General features: G+C 64.9%; 21 protein-coding genes. 6 read left to right on the top strand and 15 right to left on the bottom strand.

All coding sequences use genetic code 11. The annotated features are described in order from the left end of the window. Positions 1 to 2: 2 nt before the first annotated feature. On the bottom strand, positions 3 to 1,208 hold the full coding sequence (locus tag ASG69_RS03860) for an FAD-dependent oxidoreductase (protein ID WP_056449175.1): 1,206 nt from the start codon (positions 1,206 to 1,208) through the stop codon (positions 3 to 5). Positions 1,209 to 1,300: 92 nt separating this feature from the next. On the opposite strand from ASG69_RS03860, the gene ASG69_RS03855 reads away from it, so the two are divergent. Then, a complete protein-coding gene (locus ASG69_RS03855) occupies positions 1,301 to 2,236 on the top strand; it encodes a LysR family transcriptional regulator (protein ID WP_056449172.1) in 936 nt (311 codons plus the stop codon). A gap of 5 nt (positions 2,237 to 2,241) precedes the next feature. Here ASG69_RS03855 and ASG69_RS03850 read toward each other — a convergent pair whose 3' ends face one another. The 8 genes from ASG69_RS03850 to ASG69_RS03815 all read right to left on the bottom strand — a co-directional run bounded on the left by ASG69_RS03850 (position 2,242) and on the right by ASG69_RS03815 (position 9,208). Further along, positions 2,242 to 3,447, bottom strand: a complete 1,206-nt coding sequence (locus ASG69_RS03850; protein WP_056449169.1) for an NAD(P)/FAD-dependent oxidoreductase — start codon at positions 3,445 to 3,447, stop codon at positions 2,242 to 2,244. Beyond that, on the bottom strand, positions 3,444 to 4,265 hold the full coding sequence (locus ASG69_RS03845) for an FAS1-like dehydratase domain-containing protein (RefSeq protein ID WP_056449166.1): 822 nt from the start codon (positions 4,263 to 4,265) through the stop codon (positions 3,444 to 3,446). Before ASG69_RS03845 ends, ASG69_RS03850 begins: the two co-directional genes overlap by 4 nt. After that, on the bottom strand, positions 4,262 to 5,653 hold the full coding sequence (locus ASG69_RS03840) for an MmgE/PrpD family protein (protein ID WP_056449163.1): 1,392 nt from the start codon (positions 5,651 to 5,653) through the stop codon (positions 4,262 to 4,264). Before ASG69_RS03840 ends, ASG69_RS03845 begins: the two co-directional genes overlap by 4 nt. Next, on the bottom strand, positions 5,650 to 6,861 hold the full coding sequence (locus ASG69_RS03835; protein ID WP_042574428.1) for a cytochrome P450: 1,212 nt from the start codon (positions 6,859 to 6,861) through the stop codon (positions 5,650 to 5,652). The genes ASG69_RS03840 and ASG69_RS03835 overlap by 4 nt, the downstream gene beginning before the upstream one ends. Continuing rightward, positions 6,858 to 7,049, bottom strand: coding sequence for a ferredoxin (locus ASG69_RS03830; RefSeq protein ID WP_042574547.1), 192 nt, complete (start codon positions 7,047 to 7,049; stop codon positions 6,858 to 6,860). Before ASG69_RS03830 ends, ASG69_RS03835 begins: the two co-directional genes overlap by 4 nt. Before the next feature lie 142 nt (positions 7,050 to 7,191). Beyond that, on the bottom strand, positions 7,192 to 7,476 hold the full coding sequence (locus ASG69_RS03825; protein ID WP_042574427.1) for an antibiotic biosynthesis monooxygenase family protein: 285 nt from the start codon (positions 7,474 to 7,476) through the stop codon (positions 7,192 to 7,194). Next, positions 7,473 to 7,940 carry a flavin reductase family protein gene (locus ASG69_RS03820; RefSeq protein ID WP_082544735.1) on the bottom strand — a complete coding sequence of 156 codons (468 nt, stop codon included), beginning with the start codon at positions 7,938 to 7,940 and terminating at the stop codon, positions 7,473 to 7,475. The genes ASG69_RS03825 and ASG69_RS03820 overlap by 4 nt, the downstream gene beginning before the upstream one ends. Positions 7,941 to 8,008: 68 nt before the next feature. Beyond that, positions 8,009 to 9,208: an acyl-CoA dehydrogenase family protein gene (locus ASG69_RS03815; RefSeq protein ID WP_056449484.1), complete on the bottom strand. Its 1,200-nt coding sequence runs from the start codon at positions 9,206 to 9,208 to the stop codon at positions 8,009 to 8,011. Between the two features lie 243 nt (positions 9,209 to 9,451). Between ASG69_RS03815 and ASG69_RS03810 the strand changes: the two genes are divergently transcribed. Next, a complete protein-coding gene (locus ASG69_RS03810; RefSeq protein ID WP_056449160.1) occupies positions 9,452 to 10,393 on the top strand; it encodes an NAD(P)H-binding protein in 942 nt (313 codons plus the stop codon). A 47-nt stretch (positions 10,394 to 10,440) separates the two neighbouring features. Beyond that, positions 10,441 to 11,805: an MFS transporter gene (locus ASG69_RS03805; protein WP_056449157.1), complete on the top strand. Its 1,365-nt coding sequence runs from the start codon at positions 10,441 to 10,443 to the stop codon at positions 11,803 to 11,805. 57 nt (positions 11,806 to 11,862) lie between these two features. On the opposite strand, the gene ASG69_RS03800 is transcribed toward ASG69_RS03805, so the two are convergent. The 6 genes from ASG69_RS03800 to ASG69_RS03775 all read right to left on the bottom strand — a co-directional run bounded on the left by ASG69_RS03800 (position 11,863) and on the right by ASG69_RS03775 (position 18,015). Continuing rightward, positions 11,863 to 12,732 (bottom strand): bifunctional 5,10-methylenetetrahydrofolate dehydrogenase/5,10-methenyltetrahydrofolate cyclohydrolase, encoded by an 870-nt coding sequence (locus ASG69_RS03800; RefSeq protein ID WP_056449154.1) that lies wholly within the window; start codon positions 12,730 to 12,732, stop codon positions 11,863 to 11,865. Next, positions 12,722 to 13,594: a formyltetrahydrofolate deformylase gene (purU, locus tag ASG69_RS03795; protein WP_056449151.1), complete on the bottom strand. Its 873-nt coding sequence runs from the start codon at positions 13,592 to 13,594 to the stop codon at positions 12,722 to 12,724. The genes ASG69_RS03800 and purU overlap by 11 nt, the downstream gene beginning before the upstream one ends. Positions 13,595 to 13,601: 7 nt before the next feature. Beyond that, positions 13,602 to 14,963 (bottom strand): aminomethyltransferase family protein, encoded by a 1,362-nt coding sequence (locus tag ASG69_RS03790; protein ID WP_056449148.1) that lies wholly within the window; start codon positions 14,961 to 14,963, stop codon positions 13,602 to 13,604. A 67-nt stretch (positions 14,964 to 15,030) separates the two neighbouring features. Next, on the bottom strand, positions 15,031 to 15,966 hold the full coding sequence (locus tag ASG69_RS03785; protein ID WP_056449145.1) for an NAD(P)H-binding protein: 936 nt from the start codon (positions 15,964 to 15,966) through the stop codon (positions 15,031 to 15,033). Positions 15,967 to 16,167: 201 nt separating this feature from the next. Then, positions 16,168 to 16,686: a winged helix-turn-helix transcriptional regulator gene (locus ASG69_RS22040; protein WP_235578842.1), complete on the bottom strand. Its 519-nt coding sequence runs from the start codon at positions 16,684 to 16,686 to the stop codon at positions 16,168 to 16,170. Between the two features lie 156 nt (positions 16,687 to 16,842). After that, positions 16,843 to 18,015: an oxidoreductase gene (locus ASG69_RS03775; RefSeq protein ID WP_056449142.1), complete on the bottom strand. Its 1,173-nt coding sequence runs from the start codon at positions 18,013 to 18,015 to the stop codon at positions 16,843 to 16,845. Positions 18,016 to 18,357: 342 nt separating this feature from the next. Here ASG69_RS03775 and ASG69_RS03770 point away from each other — a divergent pair, with 342 nt between their 5' ends. The 3 genes from ASG69_RS03770 to pabB are packed head-to-tail and all read left to right on the top strand — an operon-like array spanning position 18,358 to position 20,847. Beyond that, a complete protein-coding gene (locus tag ASG69_RS03770) occupies positions 18,358 to 18,765 on the top strand; it encodes a 5-carboxymethyl-2-hydroxymuconate Delta-isomerase (RefSeq protein WP_056449139.1) in 408 nt (135 codons plus the stop codon). Between the two features lie 59 nt (positions 18,766 to 18,824). Then, positions 18,825 to 19,706, top strand: coding sequence for a dihydropteroate synthase (gene folP, locus ASG69_RS03765; RefSeq protein WP_200933759.1), 882 nt, complete (start codon positions 18,825 to 18,827; stop codon positions 19,704 to 19,706). Then, positions 19,687 to 20,847, top strand: a complete 1,161-nt coding sequence (gene pabB / locus ASG69_RS03760) for an aminodeoxychorismate synthase component I (RefSeq protein ID WP_200933757.1) — start codon at positions 19,687 to 19,689, stop codon at positions 20,845 to 20,847. The genes folP and pabB overlap by 20 nt, the downstream gene beginning before the upstream one ends. The last annotated feature ends 97 nt before the right edge of the window (positions 20,848 to 20,944 follow it).

Raw genomic sequence — 20,944 nt, 5'->3', positions numbered from 1 at the left:
CGCTACACGGAGAGCAGCGACGGACTTTCGAGGGTCTTGGTGAAGTACAGGACGTCGGCCGCGAACTCGCGGTCCCGGGACATCCGGCGGAACATCTCCAGATCCCGATCTCGCTGTACGGGATCGGACGAGTGGAACAGCAGCTTCTTGTTCGACGACGCGCGCGGACTCGCCTTGTCGACGAAGGCCGACCGTCGTTGTCGCGCATACTCGTCGAGAACGTCGTCGCTCGCTCGACCGGTGACGACAGCACCCAGACCTTCGATGAGCGAGTAGGCGTCGAACAGGCCCATGGTCAGCCCGAGTCCACCCGTCGGGTTCGTCGCGTGGGCGGCGTCACCGGCGAGCAGCACCCGGCCCACCCGGAAGGCGGATGCGGCACGTTGATGCATCCGGTACGGGGACGTGGCGACGACCTCGATCCGGTCGGCCACCTCGCGCCCGAACACCGCGGACAGGAAGCGTGGCATGCGGTCGTCGATCGAATCCGCGGGGAGATCCGCGTCCTCCATGTACGTGTACCGCCACAGTCCGTGATCACCCGACTCATCGATCTTGGCGATGATCGCGCCGTACACGTCGTCGAGGTAGAAGGTGGACTGCGCCCATCCCTCACGGTCGTCGGGAAAGCGAATGTTGGTGGCGACGAACCGTTCCGGCCATGTCATGCCCTCGAACTCGAGTCCCGACAGGCGACGGACGGCCGAGCCGGCCCCGTCGGCACCGACGAGCCACTCCGAGCGTAGGACGTCCTCCGAGTCGGCACCGCGCACCGACACACTCACTCCGGTCGCGTCCTGCTCGATCGCGGTGACCTCGTGGCCCCACAGCACCCGGACGTTGTCGAAAGCCTCGAGTCTGCCGAGTACGACCGCGGCGAGGGCGCCCTGACCGAGGTGCAGGTTGTGGGGTCGCTCGACTTTGCCGTCGAGCGCCGCGAGACCGTACGAGATGATCTCGTCGGTGGCACGGACTCGATAGGCGTAGTCCTGCTTGAAGAATCCGGCACGACCGGCGTCGTCGAGTAGATCGAGTCGCGCCAAGCCGTCCAGGGTCGACCAGTGGTACACGATGGCCCGCGGTGTGTCCTGCAGACCGGGGCCCCGCTCGACGACCGTGACCGTGACGCCCTGTCGGGCCAGGCCGAGGGCGGTCAGGAGCCCCGTCGGGCCGGCCCCGATCACTGTCACCTGCTGATCTTCGGACACTGTTCCTCCATCACTCGCCTGGTTGTTCACGATCCTGCACTCGTCCCCGAAAGGCCAATGCCATTGCAGTGGCCCTGCCATACACTCGGCGCATGGACATCCGGAGCGTCACTTACTTTCTCGCCGTTGCGGATGCCGGATCCATCACCGAGGCGGCACGTATCCTGCATCTGTCGCAGCCCCCGCTCAGCTCCGCGATGACCAAACTGGAGTCCGAGCTCGCCGTCCGGCTTCTCGAGCGCCATCCGCGCGGAGTGACCCTCACCGACGCAGGGCGATACCTGCAGAACGCGGGCAGGCGCCTCGTGGCCGAGGAGCAGCGCATCACGGCGGCGCTCAGGTCCATGGGGCAGGGTCTGGACGGTGAACTCCGTATCGGCGCGGAACCGATCGGGTTGTGGCACGTGGTCAACAGCGCGGTATCCGACTTCCTGACGGAGTATCCGCGGATCACGTTCGAACTCGCCGACGCCAATCCTCTGGTTCTGCTCGAGAACCTGGCGGACGGCTACCTCGATCTTGCCGTCGTTCCCGTCCTGGTGGAAGAACCACTGCCCACGGTGAACGACGTCGCCTTCGACACGACGATCATCGCGCACTCGCCACTGACGCTGGTGGTGTCGGGGTCGTCGCACCTCGCCGCGCAGAAGCGGGTTGCTCTCGAGGATCTGCGGGGCGAGCGGTGGATCCTGCCGTCCCGAGTGCCGGGGGCACGCAGCCTGTCCCGACTGATCGACGACAGATTCGCCGCCGTCGGCGGCAGCCCGGAGTCGGTCGTATCCGTCCCCACCGTCGAAACCGCGGCAGGTCTCGTCGCCGCCGGTGTAGGAATATCCGTCATCAGTACCGTTCTGGCAGAGCATCACCCGGGTGTGGTGACGGTCGAAGTGCAGGGCGGCTGGCCGGATCTGCCGCTCGCCGTCGTGACCCGTCGAGGAGGCGTCATCACCCCTGTCGCTGCACAGTTCGTCGACGTGCTGCACCGCCGCGGCGACGGCAGTTCGGCGACGCAACGGTCGACGGACTGACACGCTCAGGCTCCGACGGACAGGATGTCACGGGCCGCGCCGACCGTCGTCTCACGACGGAGCATCGCGCGGATCTTCACGAACTCGGCGCGCCGCTCGAATGCCAGCACACCGTGGAGCGTGTTGCCGCCGGCGTACAGGTACAGGGATCCGCCCGGACCCGGGCACTCGATGATCTCCTCGTCACCGCGGAGGAATCCGGAGAACTGGATACGCACACCGTGCTGGTCGGACCAGAAGTAGGGCACCGTGACACAGTCGATCGGGGCCAGACCCGTCACGGCGTTGGCCGCGTTGATTCCGGCTGCGCGTCCCTGCTCGGCCGCATTGGTCCAGTGCTCGATGCGCATAGATGCACCGAAGCGCCCGTTGGGCCAGGTGACCACGTCGCCGGCCGCGTACACGCCGTCCGCCGCACGCAGCGTCGAGTCGCACACCACACCGTTGTCCAGCGTCAGTCCTGAGTTCTCCATCCACCCGGTGGACGGTCGCACGCCGATGCCGAGAAGAATGACGTCGGCCGGGACGGTGGCACCGCTGGCCAAGCGGAGCACTCTGCCCGGCTCGGCGTCCTCGACTCCGGTCACCGCGTCCCCGAGCACGAGCGTCACACCGGAATCTCGATGCAGCGCCGCGTATTCGGAAGCCACCGGATCCCCGAACCGGCCCAGAGGTTTCGTAGCGAGATCGACGATGGTGACGGGTCGTCCGACCGTCGCCAGGGTGGCGGCGAATTCCCCACCGATGAAGCCGGCCCCGATGACGGCCACCGACTTTCGTCGATCGGCCACCGCGGCGCGGAGGGCGACAGCGTCCTGGAAGCGCCTCAGCACGAACACGTCGGGGAGCTGTCGGAACATCGGCGGAAAGATCGGTTCGCATCCGGTGGCCAGAATCGCTGCGCCGTACGTGATGTCACCGGCGGTCGTGGAGACCGTGCGGCCCTCGACATCGAGAGAGGTGACTCGGGTATCGGTCACGAACTCCACTCCGTGCTCGCGTAGACCTGCGACGGAGGGGTAGGTCAATGCCGAGAGGTCGAGGGTGCCGTCGAGTGCGGTCTTCGACAGTGGCGGCCGCTCGTACGGGAGGTGCGGCTCGTCGCTGACCATCGTCACTCGAACCGCAGGCGCATGCCGCGAGATCGCCTCGGCCGCACGGACCGCAGCCACGGACCCCCCCACGATCAGAACGTCGGTCTCGGCGCTCATCGCTGCGGCCCGTCGGACAGCGTGCCCACCGCGCACACGACACCCGCGGCGCTGCGCGCTTCGGCGCCGACCTGGAGACCGTCGGCATCGGGGGTCACGGTGACTGTCTGCGGCCGCGTCATCGGTGAGACCAGTCGGTACCCGAACGTCCGGTTCAGCAGCGAGATTCCCTGGCGACGCATGTGATCGGCCATCAGGAACGCGAGCAGTGGTCCGTGGATCACCAACCCGTCGTATCCCTCTCGGCGGCACCAGTCGAGGTCGTAGTGGATGCGGTGCGCGTTGTAGGTCAACGCCGAGAACCGGAACAGGAGCGCCTCGTTCACCGGGAGGGACAGCGACGGCTCACGCACCGGATCGACCGCCGGAGCGGGTGTCGGGAGGGGCGCAGAACCACCCTCCCGGTAGACGATGTCCTGTTCCTCGCGGATGACCAGTTCGCCGTTCTGGGTGATCTCCTGGAGCACGGTGGTGAGCGTCAGCGCACCGGTGCGGCCCACCTTGTCCACCGACTTCGCGATGGAGGTCACCTTCGTCGCGGGCTCCCCGATCCGCAACTCCCCGAAGGTCGTCACGCGACCTCCTCCGAACATGCGCCGGCGACCACCACCGGGCGGTGCCGGGATCCCCGTCAGCGGGTGTCCGTCTTCACCCAAATCTGCCTGCGGGTCACGAGGAAGCAGGTGCAGCCAGTGCCAGATCGGCGGCACGGTGTCACCGAGTGCGTGGGGAACGTCGATGTCGAGAAGTGCGGCCATCGACTCGACCGGTTCGGCCGAGATCACCTCGGTCCGCGCGATCGTCTCGGGCGTGGTCATGATGTGGGTACCCTTTCGGCCGCCAGCACGGCGAGGAGTTCGGTGAGGTCGGGAGCGTCGTCGAGGTTCTCCACGGCAGAAACCAGGCGAGACGCAATGTCCCCGCCCAGTGGGCGGAGCACCGACGTAGCCTTGGCGACGACCTCGTCGTGGGAGAGCGGGCGCACCGCGGATCCGCGTGCGTCGGTGGGGTTTCCGGCGTCCACGGTGATCGTCTCGCCGTCGGTGAGCACGAAGGACAGCCGAGGACCGTCCTCGATCTCGATGGAGTCGTCCACCTCCATCGAGATCGCCGTCAGAAGATCGGCGATCCGTGCCTCGCCGTGACGGGGCGGGTCGTAGTCGGCAAGCCCGAGGTCGCTGCCACACAGCGCGAGAGCGACAGCGTAAGGAAGGCTGAACTGGGCGTCGAAGACGTTCTCGATCGGCGAGACCGACAGCATGTTCACCGCGGTGGTGCCGGCGGTGATCGTCACCGACCGGACGTTCTCCGGACCGAGGCCGCGTTCGGCGATCAACCTCCGCACCGCGTCGACGGCGGAGTGGCTCCCGCGGCAGCACGCGTACGGCTTGAGATAGGAGGTCGCGACGTTGAAGTCGACACCCAGATCCCGCAGTGCGCGCTCGGGATGGCCGATCCCGTCGGCGAGAACCGAGTGCAGGCCGCCCCACTCGGCTTCGAAGATGCGCCGAGGTCCGGTGATGCCTCCGACGGCCAGGACCGCGGCGTCGACGCCGGTCTCACCGGCCTTGCCCGGGTGGATACGTTTCGTCAGCGCACCGTCGTCGATGAACGCCCACACACCTCCGGTGAACGATCCCGCGATCCCGAGAGCGTCGGCATAGGCTCCGCGGTCGGCGCCGAGAAGCGACGCCGCCGCTGCGGCTGCGCCGAGGCTGCCCATCGTGCCGCTGGTGTGCCAGCCGCGATCGGTGTGCGCGGCGAAACCACCGAGCGATTGCAGTGCGCGATACCCCACGTCGTAACCCGCGACGACCGCGGTGATCACCTGTCGCCCGGTCGATCCGGCATGTTCACCGACGGCCAGTGCGGCAGGTAGCACCGTCGAGCCGGCGTGGCCCGCGCCGCCACCGTCGTCGAAATCGCGGGCATGCGCCGACGTACCGTTGACCAGGGCGGCATGCGCGGGGGTGAACCGGTGTCCGGTCCCCCAGACGACGGATCCCGTGGGCGAGGACGAGAACGACACGAACGCGTCGATCACGGCCATCACCTCAGGTGTGCTCGCACCCACGAGCGCGACGGCCAGCGTGTCGAGGATGTGGTCCTTGACGGCGTCGACGACATCGCGCGGGAGATCGTCGTACGTCGTGTCTGCCCACTGCGCCGCAAGGTGTTCGGTGATCGTCTGCGCTGCCGCGGTCACGGCGTGGCCTCCGCGACAGATCGGCCGGCGCGTGCGGGCCCGAGGTCGACGGCGAGCGAGTCGACGAGCCAGCGTCCGCCGGCATGTCCGATGCGTGTCCCCTCGTCGACCACCGTCGCATCGGGGTAGCGGTCGAGCAGGAAGCCCACCACCTCCTCCATCTCCACCTTGGCAAGGCTCTGTCCGAGGCATCCGTGCAGACCTGTACTGAAGGTCAGTGGTTGCACGCGTTCACGATCGATGTCGAAGGCATCCGGGTTCGGAAAGCGTTCGGGATCGCGATTGGCCGACCACACCGCGACATGGACATCGGATCCGGCCGGGACGGTCGTGCCGGCGATGTCGATGTCCTCGGATGCGATCTTGCTGACGATGCCGGGACGGGGGTAGAGCCGGCATGCCTCGACGACCGCGGCAGGAACCAGGGATCGGTCCTCCTGCAAGCGCTTCCACGTCTCCCGCTCCCGCAGGAGTGTCCACACGACGAGAGCAGTCTGGTGGGAGGTGTTCACCGAACTGGCCTCGAGCATCGCCGTCGCCTCGCTCAGCAACTCCTCGGCATCGAGCTTTCCCTCGATCTCCTGGCCGATGAGGAACGAGAGCATGTCGTTGCCCAGTCCCTGTTCGCGCTTGCGTGCAATGAGCGAGGTCAGGTATGCGAACAGTTCGTCGTAGGACTGCAAGATCGAGTCCTTCAGACTCGGATCTCGTTGCAGCAGCGCGAGAGTGCCCGCGGACAACCTGGCGACCAGAGGTGCGTCCTCGGCGGGCGCTCCGGCGAGGAGGCAGTAGACCCGCGCCGGGATCTTCCGCGCCACGGTCTCGTTGAAGTCGACCGGGCCGTCGGACCGGCCACCCGGATCGATGTCCGCGAGGATTGTGCGGAGCTCGACGCGAATGTCCTCGACCATCGTCGGGCCCATGAATCGAGCGAGCGGGGTCCGCAGCCGAATGTGCCGTGCGCCCTCGGCCATGATGAGGCTGCGGGCCCGGAAATCGTGGACCGGACCGTCGGTGATGCCGAACTGTTCCATGAGCGTCAGCGCAGCGTTGACGAAGCGCATGTCGCGCAGAACGGTGGTCGCGAGCGCGAAGTCGAGGACGGCGTATCCGTACTCGCCGCGGATGACCGACTGGCCATCGGCTGCGCCACCGGAATGGGTGGGCGAATCGGGTGCGAACGGATCCAGAGCGTGTGAGGTCGTCATGAGCGCGAGATCGCTCCCATCGGGCAGCAGAGAATCGCTTCGTCGAGGTCCTGGTCTCGATCGTCCGGCACGGACTCTGCGAGCTGGACCAACAATCCGTCGTCGCCGATACGGAACACGTCGGGCATCAGCGCGGCACACGTGCCGTTGGCATCACATCGGGCGAAATCAACAGTGACGTCGATCATGGCGAACATCCTCACTCGGTCGAAAATTTATGGCGTGGAACACAGTCTTCGCCGGCTCCAACCATTTGACAAATATCAATAAAACGCCCCTGCCATAGCGTGAAAATATGGCAGGGGCGCGAGTAGCCGAGTGGCTCATGACTCAGCAGCAGTAGTGCGTCACCCGCGGCATCTCTGCGCAGAGCGGCTCCAGGATGCGGCGCACACGAGCGCCGGACTCCGAACCTGCGAACGTCTCGGTGTGGTCCTCGAGCCGTGCCCACCGCGCGGTCAGCAGGTACGTGTCCTGACGATCGACGCTGGCGGCGAGCGCCGCGTCGGAGCATCCCGGTGCGGCCAGCAGCAGAGTGCGGATCTCGTCGAACCCGCTCTCGAGGTCGCCGGCACACCCCTCCCTGACCCGGATCTCCACGTGCTCGGCGATCATCGGTCGACACCTCGGTCCGCGATGGCCGACATGTCCACGAAACCACCTCGCAGAAAGATCAATGGTTCGTCGGAACGCTGCTGCGCGATGGCTTCCACTCGACCCACCACGTGCAGGTGATCACCGATGCGGTCCACCGAGTGCGGACTGCAGTCGATCGAGACGATGGCGTCGGACAACCAGGGCACACCGTGTCCGGACGGACTCCACTCGACCCCCAGGAAGCGTTCGGCGCCCCGTCGGGCGAACGCGCGACAGAGATCGCCGGCGTGAGCACCGAGAACGTTGATCCCGAAGTGGTCCGCCTCGGCCAGGACCGGCCAGGTAGTCGAACCCAGATCGACGTAGAAGGCGACCAGGGGCGGGTCGAGCGACACCGAGGTGAAGGTTCCGACGGTCATACCCGCCGGACCGTTCTCGGTCATCGCGGTGATCACCGAGACGCTCGTGGGCACGTGGCTCATTACGTGACGGTAGTCCTCGACATTCGCCTGACCTGCGAACGTCTGCGCCACGGCGGCGGTCACCGTCCTCACAAGCCGATCGTCGGATCGTAGTTGCCGAGAAGCTGACGGCCGTAGGCCTCGCGGCCGATCTCGGGCGTCACCAGCGCGTGCCGCGCAGCCGTCTCGCTGTCGCGCCAGACGCGGCCGAGGACGTTGACGTCGGCGAACGAGCCGGCGCCGTTGGCGGTGAGCAGGTAGTCGATCTCTTCCTTGACCAACTCGGCGACCACGCCGGTGTCGTTGCGGATGCGCGCAAGAATTTCCGGATTCGGCAGCTCGTGCTTTTCTGCGGCGCCATCGATGTCCGCCGCCATCGCGTCGAGCAGCAGCTCGGCGAGACGGAGCTTGGTGGCAGCGCGCGCCACACCCAGCTGGTGGGTCGGCGAGTCCTTTGCCTGGCCGTACGCGGTGTAGGCAACGGGCTTCTTCGGCAGCTTCTCACGGGTGAGCTCGAGGGCGTGACGGCCCAGACCGATCTGAGGCGCGACGAGGATGCCTGCCGCGACCGCGTTGAACGGCATCGAGGCGACGTGCTCCTCGGTGAACGGTGAGCGGAACTTGGACGAGAACATGTCGGCGACCGGCTGGACGCGGTATTCCGGCACGAAATGATCCTTGACCACGATGGTGTCGCTACCGGTTCCCTGCATGCCTGCGACGAACCAGGTGGGCTCGATGGTGAACGCCTCGGCGGGGATCAATGCCATACCGGGTGCGCCACCTTCGAGAGTGATGGTGAGGCTCGCCCACTGGGCCGCGAACGAACCGGAGGCATACGGCCACTTGCCGCTCACCAGATATCCGCCCTCGACCTTCTCGCTCTTGTCACCCGGGGAGAAGATCCCGCAGATGCGCGCACCGGGGTTCGCACCGAAGACATCGTCCTGCGCCTGGGTGGTGTTGGTGGCTCCGTAGGCCGTCGCGAGGAGAGTGAGCGCCGTGACCCAGCCGGTCGATCCGTCGCCGCGAGCGATCTCGGCGACCACGTCGCACGCTGTCTTGAACGTCGCACCCTGTCCACCCCACCGCTTGGGGACCATCACATGGAACAAGCCGGCCGAGGCGATCGCATCGATCACCTCGGGCGAGACCTTGCGATTCTTCGTGGCGTCGGCGGCGTGTTCGCGAACGAGCGGGATCAGGGCGGTGGCTCGGGCCACCAGGTCCGCGGCGGACACCTCGAGGGTGTCCAGGTCAGAGATTTCGGGTCCGGCTGTCTGCGTCATGGTGTCTCTCTCTCGGTCGAGGACGTCCTCGAAGTCAGTGACCCCGATCACGTCCGGCGTCTTCAGCATGGATTCGTTCGGCCGCTCCCACAACGCCGAAATGTTGACGGCTTCCATACGCCGAGCACATCAGCACACAATGCTGCTTACGTATGCCTGAGCCCACGAATGCGCCTGTGTACGTACAGCGGAAGCGGTGGTCCGATGTAGCGCACGTCACAAGGACGACACGAAGGAGCACGCATGAGTAGGACCATCGTCAGCGGAGCGTCGGGCGATCTGGGGCGCAGAGTGACGCGCCTTCTTCTCGAGGAGAACCCTCGACGGAACTTGATTCTCACCACCCGCACACCGGAGAAGCTCGCGGACCTGGCTTCGGACACGGTGCGGATCCGATACAGCGACTACCGGCATCCGGAAAGCGTTCGAGACGCGTACGAGGGCGGCGATGTTCTGTTCCTCATCAGCGGCCTCAACCTCGGGCGGCGAGTGTCGGAGCACCGCGGAGCGATCGCCGCGGCACGACACGCGGGGGTCGAGCACATCGTCTACACCTCGGTGGGGGGCGTACAGCCGGGCAACCCGGCACTCTCTGCGATGGACCATCTGCAGACAGAAGCCGATCTGCGCGCTTCGGGAATTGCGTACACCTTCCTGCGGAACCATCTGTACGCGGAGATCGTCAGCAACGTCCTCGTCGCACCCGTGGTCCCGTCAGGGGTTCTGTCCCAGGCGACCGGAGACGGCTACCTCGCTCCCGTCGCGAAGGAGGACGTTGCGCGCTGCGCTGCGGCCTGCCTGACGAACCCGACTGCGCACGTCGGGCGGATCTACGAGATCACCGGACCCGAGCTGTTCAACTTCCACGACATAGCCGCCCTGGCCGCGCATGTGCACTCGTCCCCACTCGAGTACCGACCGGTCACCGAGGACGCGCGTCTCGACTTCTTCGACGTCATCGGGATCCCGCGAACCTACGACCCGAACATGCCCCCCAGTCCCGACGGCCACCTGTGGGCGAGTGACGAGCTCGTCTCCGCCGAAGTGGCAGTTGCGCAGGGATACCAGGCATTGCAGAGCCGTCACGTCGAGCAGATAACCGGTCGTGAGCCGGAGCCGCTGGCGGCCGTGATGGAGCGGGTCCGCGCAGTTCGGTACGACCAGATCGACGCCCCCGTGGCGTGACCTCATCCCCCACCCGATTCCTCGAACGACGAAAGCCTGCATTGCACATGAGCTCACACGTGGATCCGACACCACCACTTCGACCCCTCGCGACGACCCCATCACCGAGTGACGCCAGGCGGCGTGAGATCAGACGTGTCGTGCTGTCCAGCTATCTGGGCAGCACGATCGAGTACTACGATTTCTTGCTGTACGCGACTTCGGCGGCCATCGTGTTCGCTCCGGTCTTCTTCTCCGACCTCTCGCCCGTCGCGGGGACCATCGCCTCGTTGGGGACCTTCGCAGCCGGCTATCTGGCACGGCCCCTGGGCGGACTGATCTTCGGACACTTCGGTGACCGACACGGGCGAAAGTCGATGTTGATGGTCTCCATGACTGTCATGGGCGCAGCCTCGCTTCTCATCGGGCTCGTGCCGCCGGCCTCGGCAATCGGCTCGTGGGCGGCCATCATCCTCGTCGCGCTGCGCGTACTGCAGGGCATCGCCATCGGCGGCGAATGGGGCGGCGCCACCCTCATGTCGCTGGAACACGTGGGCGGACGAGGTCGTGGCTTCGCTGCCGCCTTCACGAATGCCGGTGCCCCGACCGGATCACTGATCGGTACCCTCGCCCTTGCAGTGGTGGCACTGCTCCCGGAGGACGACTTCCTTTCCTGGGGATGGCGTATCCCGTTCCTGCTCTCGGCCGGCCTGCTCGTCGTCGGCTTGTTCGTCCGAAGCCGCGTCTCGGAGAGCCCCGTGTTCCGAGAAGCGCTCGCGCGCAGCGCGGCTGAGGCTTCGACCGCTCGCCAGGCCGCCCCCGTCATGAGCATTCTGCGCCGCCCGAAAAATCTGATTCTCGTGGCCGGCGGGTGCATGGCCGCCGTCGCCATCCAGATCATGTTCGCAACCTTCGCCATCGGCCATGCGACGAAGTCCGGCGCCGCCCGGTCCGATGTCCTGCTCGGATTCGCCGTCTGCCAGTTGGTGGCTATCTTCGCACTGCTCGGATTCGCGCGACTGTCCGACCGTGTCGGCCGCCGTCCCGTCATGCTTGCGGGCCTCGGTACCTTCGCGGTTCTCGTGTTCCCCGTGCTCGCGCTGCTGTCGTCCGGTAACGCACTCCTGGTGACAGTCGCGTTCGTTCTCGGTTTCAGTGTGGTGCAGTCCGCTACGTTCGGTCCCATGGCGGCGTACATCGCGGAGCAGTTCGGAACGTCCGCGCGTTACACAGGCGCTTCCCTGGGATATCAGGCCGCGACACTGCTCGGCGCCGGCTTCACTCCTGTGATTCTCGTGTCTCTGCAAGCTGCGGCCGATGGGTCCACGACTCTCGTCGGCCTGTACATGATCGGACTCACGATCGTCAGTGCGGTGTTCATCGCGCTTGCACAGGAGAGCAAGGACAGGAACCTCGACACCTACGAACACTGACTTCCTACGGAAAGAACCCGATGCCGCCTACGGGCGACATCGGGTTCTCTCGTCAGCTCATGCGATCCATGTAGATCGTTCCCGCTCTCGCGCGGAGCGGACCGTCTGCTCCAGCAACGTGGTGATGGTCATCGGACCGACTCCACCGGGCACCGGAGTGATATGGGAAGCCCGTCGCGACGCGCCGTCGAAGTCGACGTCGCCGCGATTGTCTGCGTATCCCGCATCGATGACCACCGCCCCCTGGCTGACCCAGTTCCCTCGAACGAGTCCGGCGGATCCCACCGCCGCCACGACGATCTCGGCATTCTCGACGTGGGCTCGAAGATTCTCCGTCCGAGAATGACACCAGGTCACTGTCGCGTCGCGGGCGAGCAGCAACAGGCCCATGGGCTTGCCGAGGATCGCACTACGACCGATGACCACTGCACGGCGCCCCGCGATCGGGATGTCGTACGCATCCAGGAGCCGCATGATTCCCCCTGGTGTGGCGGACCGGTAACCGGCCACGCCCAACCCCATGGCGGCGAACGACGTCATCGTCACGCCGTCCACGTCCTTGGTCGGATCGATCGCCTCGAAGACCGCCCGCTCGTCGACTCGGACCGGCATGGGGTGCTGAACCAGGATTCCGTCCACGCTCGGATCCGTCGACAACGACTCGACGACGGATACCACCTGCTCGGTCGTCGACGATGAGGGCAGATCGACACGGCGGGACTCCAGACCCACCTTCGCGCAGGCAGCGACCTTCATGCGGACATAGGTGTGCGACGCAGGATCGTCACCCACGAGCACAGTTGCCAGCACGGGGCGCCGTCCGGTCCGGCTCACCATCTCCGCTACCTCGACCTGTAAGGATTCCCGGATCGACGACGACACGGCTCGCCCGTCGAGCAGAACTGCGCCGTTCGAGTCAGAAGACAACGGTCTGGTTTCCGTCCAGGATGACGCGATCGTCGCAGTGCCACTGAACCGCACGGGAGAGCACCTGGCGCTCCACGTCGGCCCCCCGCCTCTGCAGCTCGGACACGGATTGGACATGCGAAACCCGCACGACGTCCTGTTCGATGATCGGACCCTCGTCGAGATCCTGAGTCACGTAGTGGGCGGTCGCACCGATCAACTTGACTCCACGATCCTTGGCCTTCTGATACGGGCCGGCACCGATGAAGGCGGGGAGGAACGAGTGGTGGATGTTGATGACGGGAACGCCGACCTCGTCCAGGAAGTCGCCGGTGAGAATCTGCATGTATCTGGCCAGCACGACCAGATCCACATTGCCTCGGAGCAGTTTCAGGTGCTGGGCCTCCGCCGACTCGCGGGACGACTTGTCCACCGGCACATGAAAGAAAGGGATTCCGAACCCGCGGACGTCATCACCCAGGTCTGGATGATTGGAGATCACCATTGCCACGTTCATGTGTATATCTCCACGACGTCGGCGCCAGAGCAGGTCCAGAAGGCAATGATCCGTCTTGGACGCCATGATCGCGACTCGCTTCGGTGTCCGTACCTCGGTCAATTTGTAAGTCTGCTCCAACTGCCCCAGAACTTGATCGAGGTCTTCCCTCAGCGCCGGCAGTCGAACCGGGAGATCGTCGAGGTGAAATCTCGTGCGTTGGAAGAAGCGACCCCCTTCGGGATCCGTGGAATGCTGGTCCAGCGACACGATGTTCGCACCGTACTTCGTCAACAGGGACGACACCGACGCGACGATCCCCTCACGATCGGCACCCTGAATGACCAGAGTGCCCAGGTCGGCAGAATTCAAGCTCTCCTGTGTCATCGCCGGTTCATGCCTCCGCGCTGATGGACGAACCGACGACAGTCGTTCCCGCAGAGACCAGGTCGATGTCCTTGTTGGCAGGAAGATCGAGGTACGGGAACCGCTCGACCGTGGCCCGGATCTGCTTGACCCGCTCGCCGTGATGGCCCCAGTGGAGAACCACCTCGGTGCCGATCTCTGCCAGACCGACGTCCATCGTCGAATGCGACAACATCTCACGGTAATAGTACGAATATACGGCGAGAGATGAAATCCCTACTTCAACACCGTCTTTCGTCACGATGTCAGCGTGGTCTCCCGCGGGCGACTGCGGAGTCGTCGGAAACTCGAAGTTCCGGTACTCCTCGCCCGGCTCGAACTGGGAAGCGAACACGTCGAGAACGTCATCCTTGTTCCATTTGAGGACGACGGTCTTACGACGAGGCGACGCCGCCTCGGCCTCGAGAGCTGCGCGACCGATGAAGTCGTGGTCGAACTTCGCCATCCACCCCCAGTTGACCTCGAAGGGTGTGCGGAGCCGTTTCGTGATGTCCGCCGACTCCGCACTTCCACTCAACTGTCCGTTGACCTGATGCGGCGGAAGCGTGGCCCCGAACATCGGGTGGGACACGAAACCGGGATCCTTGAACGCGGCAGGAAGGAAGGTGCAACCTTGCTGCGGGAACCCACCCTCGGTGTGATTCACCACGTAGGTGCGCCAACCCAGACGCGTGATGTCGAATGCACGACCTGCCTTGTACACAGCGTCGAACACCGCAGGCCCGTACTCGAGCGGTCCGCGCACCTCGTAGGCCAATGTGCCGGACATCCCGATTCGCGAAAGCTCGATTTCGACCGATGCGTCGGTTCCCGGCACCTCGATCGTCTGAATGCCCAGGAACGCCAACGATCGCAGCGGGGTCCCCGTCAGTTCCTCGAGGACAGCCAACGACTGCGGACCGGCCACTTGGAATATGAAGATGTCGCGCAGCGCGACGTCGACGTTCAGGCCCATCGTCGGCAACTTGTAGAGCGGCCACGGCATGGACGCGAACAGTCGGAACGACTCCTCGCCATCCCTGACTGCCAGACCATGATTGGCGATGTAACCGTCGTCGTCGAGCATGACCAGATGCTTGGACTTCCCGAGTGGCCATGTGTGGACGTTGTTGATGCTGAGCCGGGACAGGAACTCCTGCGCATCCGGTCCTCGAAACGTCATCTCGGGTATTCCGCTGAGGTTCGACCCGATATATGCCCCTTCCTTCCACGACATGGACTCCTTCTTCCATCCGTCGCCCTCCCACACGTGGAGGCTCCCCAGGATGTTCAGATAGGTGGGCACGTCGGGATACGCGGGCACATCGGACAGCGATGCGGTCAGTGGCATCGAGACAGTTTCATCTTGTACGGACATGGTGGAAACACACTCGCTTATCTGTTGATCGGTGGGGTGGTCAGCGGGAGAGGGCGATCTCGTCGTACCGGACGCCCTGCAAGTGCTCGAGTATCGAGCGCAGCGCGACGGGCGCCTGGCCGGTGATCTGTTCGACGTGACCGGACAGGACTGCTTGGTAACCCCGGGCCACCGCCAGATCCGCGGACACCAATTCGTCACTGGCCCAGAGGTGACCGTCTGCGCTGGGCGGCATCGCGGGGTCGTACGTGCGTGGGAGGCCTACCGAGTCGAAGAAGGCGAGCCGCGCGTTCTCCGACACCGGCCGGTACTCGATGTCCTTGTTCCACACCGCGCGGCCGAGCTCCACGATCTGGTCCATGGACAACAAGTCCGGACCGGTGATCTCGTACACCGCGTTTGCATGGCGCGTGGGATCGGCGAGCACGGCAGCCACCACCCGGGCTATGTCCATCTTGGACACCGGCGCCAGAGAGCCGTGCCCGGTGGCCATCTCCAGCACGCCCTGCTCGGCGGCGGGCGCAAGCCAGATGGACGCGACTATTTCTGCGTACAACTGATTCCGCAGGATCGTGTAGGTGATCCCACTGTCGCGCAGGTCGGACTCCGTCTGTAGGTGATCGATCGCCGAGAGCGCCGGATTGCCCGGTTGTACGCCGCCCACCGAGGTGTAGACGATGTGGCGGATCCCCGCTGCAGAGGCGGCAGCGATGGCGTTCCGGTGTTCCTCGACACGCCTTCCCAGATTGAGGCCGCTGATGAGAAACAAGATGTCACCGCCCCGATACGCCTCGTCCAGTGACGAACGATCTTGATAGTCGCCCGGTCGGACCGACACTCCGGCGCCCTCGGTGGTCAGTTTCGCCGGGTCTCGCGTCACCAGTGTCAGATCGCGATGAGGGTCCCGGTGCAGGAGGTCGAGCGTGACGCGCCGGCCGAGATCGCCCGACGCGCCACTGATGACTATTCGACTCACTGTGTTTCCTCGATTCTCGGCCCTCGTTGAGCCAGCGATGCGAACGAATGTTGAAAAAGTTGCTTGGATCACAGAGTGCGGCTCGACGGGCCCACAGCACAATGCCGACCCTGTCGACGGCACCATGTCTCTCACGCATGATCCCGCCCGCGGCTGGATCACGGACGTGATGACGTCAGGCCGTACGGGCCCTGCGCGACCTCAGGTGACGCGCGGAAGCCGTTCGTCGAATGCCCGACGGGCTTGATCGATCTCGCCCGAATGCCGGAAACCCCAGTCGATGAGATTCATGATGAGATCCGACAGTTCGCGACCCAGCGGTGTGAGGCTGTAGTCGACGTGCCGTCGAACGTCGGCGATGACCGTCCGCGTGAACATGCCGTCACGCTCCAGAATTCGCAGATTCTGAGTCAGCATTTTCTGCGACAACGGATGCGTGGGGTCCAGGGTTTCGAGCAGGCGGCGCATGGCCGAAGGGCGTAGCGGGCCGGCGCGGGATATGACGAGCAGCCAGTTTCGCCAGTAATTTCCGACGTGCCCCACGACCCCGACGACCGGAGCTCCCCTGTCTCGGTCGAACTCGGTGAGGAGAGAGGCAAGATTTCGGAAGAGTTCTTCTCGCCCGTCCGACGGCGCCGGTACCCCCCGAAGGATGAGTTCGATGTCGTTCATCACGAGGTCCACCGGCGACGAGCCGGCGGCGGTGCCGTGAGAGTCCACGAGACTTCTACTCCTCGACCCGTCGGGGTGGCGCGAAGGTGTTGGGTCCCTCACCTTAGAGCTGCAGCGGCGCGATGGGTGCGCTTCGACGTATCGACCTCGCGTTCTGCCCCATCAGCGGCCATCTCCATCCACGGCATGCTCGAGGCCGGTCGATCAGTCGCCTTTACGAGACTGATCCACCAGTTGGCCTTCGTGGGAGTAACTTTCGTATGCCTCTGCGAGATCTCGGTACTTTCTGAACTCCCGCAGGTCGGCGTAGTCGCCTCGCCTCACACGGTCGACGAAATCGGGGTTCGAGATCTGTGCACGGCCGACACCGATCAAATCGAAGTCGCCGGCGTCCAATCCCGCGCGCACCCGGATGATGTCGTCCTCGACCTGGAGCATCGGATCCTTGTTGTCGAAGACGTCGCTCGCCAGATCTGTGGACAGACCGACGCTACCGATGGTCATGACCGGCACGTTCGTCATGGTCTTGACGAAGGACGCCACACTGCGCCTCGGGTCGAGCTCGGGCCAACCCGGCGCATCGAACCGCCGCGCCGAGATGTGGAAAGCGTTCGCGCCGGCCAGTTCCAACCGCTCGAGGAACGGACCGAGATCGTCCGGATGCTGCGCGATCCGAGCACCGTAATCCACTTCCTTCCACTGTGAGAACCGCACCGAGATGACGAAGTCGGGCCCCGTTGCCGCACGAATCGCCGCGATGATCTCGGCTGGGTACGACGCGCGCTCGGTCAGAGTGCCGCCACCGTACTCGTCACTACGGATGTTCGTCTCGTGCCACAGGAACAGATCGAGGAGGTAACCGTGCGCGCAGTGCAACTCGATCCCGTGCGCGCCGAGCGAGTGCGCGATGACGGCGCTGTCCACGTACGCCTTCTTGGTGTCCTCCAAATCCCGCGTGGTCATGGCCACACCATTGGGCCGCCCGGACTGGATGAGACCCGACGGGCTCCAGGCGGGGTGATCCGGATACGGATTCTCGATGCCATCGACGACGAGACGCAACGCACCTGGATGCCACAACTGCATCAGGACGACGACGTCTCCGGTGTCGAGGACCTTTCGGACCACGTGGCCCCATTCGTCGGTGGTCTCGCGCCCCAGAATGCTGAACGCAGGCTGCCAGTACGCGGCGGGATGTTCCGGTGCCGCGCCCTCGGTGATGATGATGCCCGGGCCCTGTTCGGCCGTCGTACGCAGGGTCTTCGCCATCCCGACTGTCGGCTTGTAGCCGCGCGAACCTCGCTGCATCGCCGGCAGGAAGAACCTGTTCCGAACCGTGGTCTTGTTGAGCATCATGGGCGAGAACAGAGTGTCCACCGCCGGCGAATTCGAGTCGGCCAATAACGTATCCGGTTGCATGTGAATGCCTTTCGACCATCAAGGGGGTGTTCCGGGTCACGTTACGTGCGTCACAATGAGCCTGACAATCAGGAACTTTGTGGTTCCTTCGGCGACCGACTCCGGTCACACGGCTGAGAACAGATCATGCGTCCTACGCATGGTGACGGACAACGTTGCGGTGTTGTAGAACGTCGAGGAGAAAGACAAGGTAATCGCAGGGCCGACAACGGACCGGTCGTGTCGCAGACGAGGGACCGGAATTGCCACTGACCCGCGTCGGGTGAACGACGCTGCCCTGGTCGAGAGAGGATCGCTTCGATGCCGCACATCGCGATCGAGTACACGGCAAACCTGGTCGACAGTCTGGACGTTCCAACGCTTGTCGACGCACTGCACTCGACGGCGCAGCGATCAGAAGTGTTTCCGCACTGGGGCATCAGGACATTCGCATCTACCGTCGACATGTTTCGTATCGCCGACGACGCCGTCGGAGGGGCCAATGGATACGTCCACGTGAGAGTGAAGATCGCCGGCGGGCGCGACGAGGAGACCACCCGCCGCATCGTCGACGAGCTCTATGCGTCTCTGTCCACCGCTCTGACCGACCTGTGTACCGCTCGACCGGTCGGTTTCCAACTCGAGGTGTTCGAGTTCGATCCGGCCATCACTCGTTCGGGTGGCAGTATTGCAGGCTCGCCCGTGTTCGTACCGCGGCCTGAGCGGTAGCGGTCGATGGCGTCCATCGAGCTCGCATTCGGCCGCCCCGGCTACGCGAACCACTGGTGATGACATCGGTCGACGACGTGGTTGCACCGACCCCCGGTGGCCTGCCCGTGGTGATGGGCATCGTCAATGTTACCCCCGACTCGTTCTCCGACGGCGGGCGTTTCGAGTCGATCGACGCAGCGGTGAAGCGTGGGGCATTGTTGTGGGAGCAAGGCGCGGCGGTTGTCGACGTCGGGGGTGAATCGACTCGCCCGGGGGCTGGGCGAGTCAGCGCAGAGGTCGAACTCCTGCGTGTCCTCGACGTGGTAACCGAACTCTCGTCTGCAGGCGTCGTGGTGAGTGTGGACACCACGCGCGCCTCGGTGGCTCGTCGCTGTGTCGACGCGGGTGCGACAGTGGTGAACGACGTCAGCGGGGGCCTGGCGGATCCGGCTATGGCCGACGTGGTCGCTGATTCCGGCGCTGTGTGGGTCCTGAACCATTCGCGGGGGACGTCGCGGGACATGTACGCCTCTGCAGTCTATACCGACGTGGTGTCGGAGGTTCGGGACGAGTTAGTGATGAGGGTGGAGGACGCTGTGAATTCGGGTGTGCCGCAGTCCTCACTGATACTCGATCCCGGTCTCGGATTCGCGAAGTACGGTCGACAGAACTGGGACCTCCTTGCGCACCTGGACGTCCTCGTCGATCTGGGACTTCCTGTTCTGGTCGGTGCATCCCGAAAACGGTTCCTGGCCGCGGCAATTCGGGGCGGCGAGCACAGAGCGGCGACAGATCGTGACGACGCGACGGTGGCGGTCACCATCGCAGCGGCGCTTGCCGGCGTGTGGGGTGTCCGGGTGCACCAGGCGAGCGCATCGGTCGACGCGATCGCAGTGCTGTCACACCTGCGGCACGGCGTCGAGACCGAAGTCGGTGGCCGTGGTCGAGTCCCACGGTGACGTGGTGACCGGTCGCGCGCGCTTCGACGATGCGGTGGCCGGTTCTGCACAGGTCTTCGGCACAGCCGAGGAAATCGTCGCCACCCATCGTCGCCAGGATGTGACAAGAGCCCTCGATCGAGTCGAGGCAGCGGTCGCCCGGGGGCGTTGGGCTCACGGATTCATCGCGTACGAGGCGGCCGCTGGGCTGGACGACACGTTGGCAAGTGGCCCGACAGTGAAGGGCCTCCCGCTGGTGTGGTTCGCGATCACCGGCGCACCTGTCGTCGAGCCGGTCGTCGAGCCACCGCTCGACAGTCGAGGGTGGGGACCGTGGAGAGCAGAGTGGGACAGGACTCGCTATGCGACAGCGTTCGACAGAGTTCGTAGCGCCATCGCCGCGGGTGACAGCTACCAGTGCAACCTGACCACCGCGATGACATCGCCCTTCACCGGTCATCCCTTCGAGCTGTATCGCGCTCTGGTCAATGCCCAGGGCGGGAAGTACAACGCCTACCTCGACCTTGGAAGATTCGTCGTGGCCAGCGCCAGTCCGGAGTTGTTCTTCGAGGTACGCGGGGATCGGATCCTGATGCGGCCCATGAAGGGAACCGCTCCGCGAGGACGCACCTCGATGCAGGACGAGGCTGCAATTCGTCGACTGCTCGGGAGCGAGAAGGAACGTGCTGAGAACATCATGATCGTCGACCTCGTGCGCAACGACGTCGCGCGCATCGCACGAATCGGATCTGTGCGAGTTCCGCATCTGCTTCGATGCGAGATGTACGAAACTGTGCATCAGTTGACTTCGGACATCGAGGCGCAGCTCGACCCGGCGGTCGGGCTGACGGATATCTTTCGCGCACTGTTCCCGTGCGGGTCGATCACCGGCGCGCCGAAGCGATCGACGATGGCACTGATCGAAGAACTGGAGCCGTCACCGCGCGGCGTCTACTGCGGCGCCGTCGGTGTGCTGGCGCCGCCGGGTTCGGAGGTGCGGATGAGATTCTCGGTAGCGATTCGTACGGTCGTGGCAGACCGTGTCACCGGTGTCGCTACCTACGGTGTAGGCGGTGGGATCACGTGGGACTCCCGAGCCGACCTGGAGTACGACGAAATGCTCACCAAGGCAGCAGTCTTGGACGCGCGCGAGGTCGAGTGATCGATATCGGACCGGTCCTGGACGGATCGTGGCGATCCGGATCGGCTGGTGAATGAGAACCGTCGACACATCGAGTGGCTTGCTCACATCAGTCGAA

The organism is Rhodococcus sp. Leaf225, assembly GCF_001426145.1.
In the GTDB taxonomy this organism is placed as follows: Bacteria; Actinomycetota; Actinomycetes; order Mycobacteriales; family Mycobacteriaceae; genus Rhodococcoides.
Note: the sequence above shows the minus strand (reverse complement) of the source record. Positions and strands in the feature narration are given on the sequence as shown.

Bases quoted from the DNA above. Each gene is read 5' to 3' on its own strand.
- ASG69_RS03855 (WP_056449172.1), top strand. From the start codon at position 1,301: ATGGACATCCGGAGCGTCACTTACTTTCTCGCCGTTGCGGATGCCGGA.
- ASG69_RS03850 (WP_056449169.1), bottom strand. From the start codon at position 3,447: ATGAGCGCCGAGACCGACGTTCTGATCGTGGGGGGGTCCGTGGCTGCG.
- ASG69_RS03845 (WP_056449166.1), bottom strand. From the start codon at position 4,265: ATGACCACGCCCGAGACGATCGCGCGGACCGAGGTGATCTCGGCCGAA.
- ASG69_RS03835 (WP_042574428.1), bottom strand. From the start codon at position 6,861: ATGACGACCTCACACGCTCTGGATCCGTTCGCACCCGATTCGCCCACC.
- ASG69_RS03830 (WP_042574547.1), bottom strand. From the start codon at position 7,049: ATGATCGACGTCACTGTTGATTTCGCCCGATGTGATGCCAACGGCACG.
- ASG69_RS03825 (WP_042574427.1), bottom strand. From the start codon at position 7,476: ATGATCGCCGAGCACGTGGAGATCCGGGTCAGGGAGGGGTGTGCCGGC.
- ASG69_RS03820 (WP_082544735.1), bottom strand. From the start codon at position 7,940: ATGAGCCACGTGCCCACGAGCGTCTCGGTGATCACCGCGATGACCGAG.
- ASG69_RS03815 (WP_056449484.1), bottom strand. From the start codon at position 9,208: ATGACGCAGACAGCCGGACCCGAAATCTCTGACCTGGACACCCTCGAG.
- ASG69_RS03810 (WP_056449160.1), top strand. From the start codon at position 9,452: ATGAGTAGGACCATCGTCAGCGGAGCGTCGGGCGATCTGGGGCGCAGA.
- ASG69_RS03805 (WP_056449157.1), top strand. From the start codon at position 10,441: ATGAGCTCACACGTGGATCCGACACCACCACTTCGACCCCTCGCGACG.
- purU (WP_056449151.1), bottom strand. From the start codon at position 13,594: ATGACACAGGAGAGCTTGAATTCTGCCGACCTGGGCACTCTGGTCATT.
- ASG69_RS03790 (WP_056449148.1), bottom strand. From the start codon at position 14,963: ATGCCACTGACCGCATCGCTGTCCGATGTGCCCGCGTATCCCGACGTG.
- ASG69_RS03770 (WP_056449139.1), top strand. From the start codon at position 18,358: ATGCCGCACATCGCGATCGAGTACACGGCAAACCTGGTCGACAGTCTG.
- folP (WP_200933759.1), top strand. From the start codon at position 18,825: ATGACATCGGTCGACGACGTGGTTGCACCGACCCCCGGTGGCCTGCCC.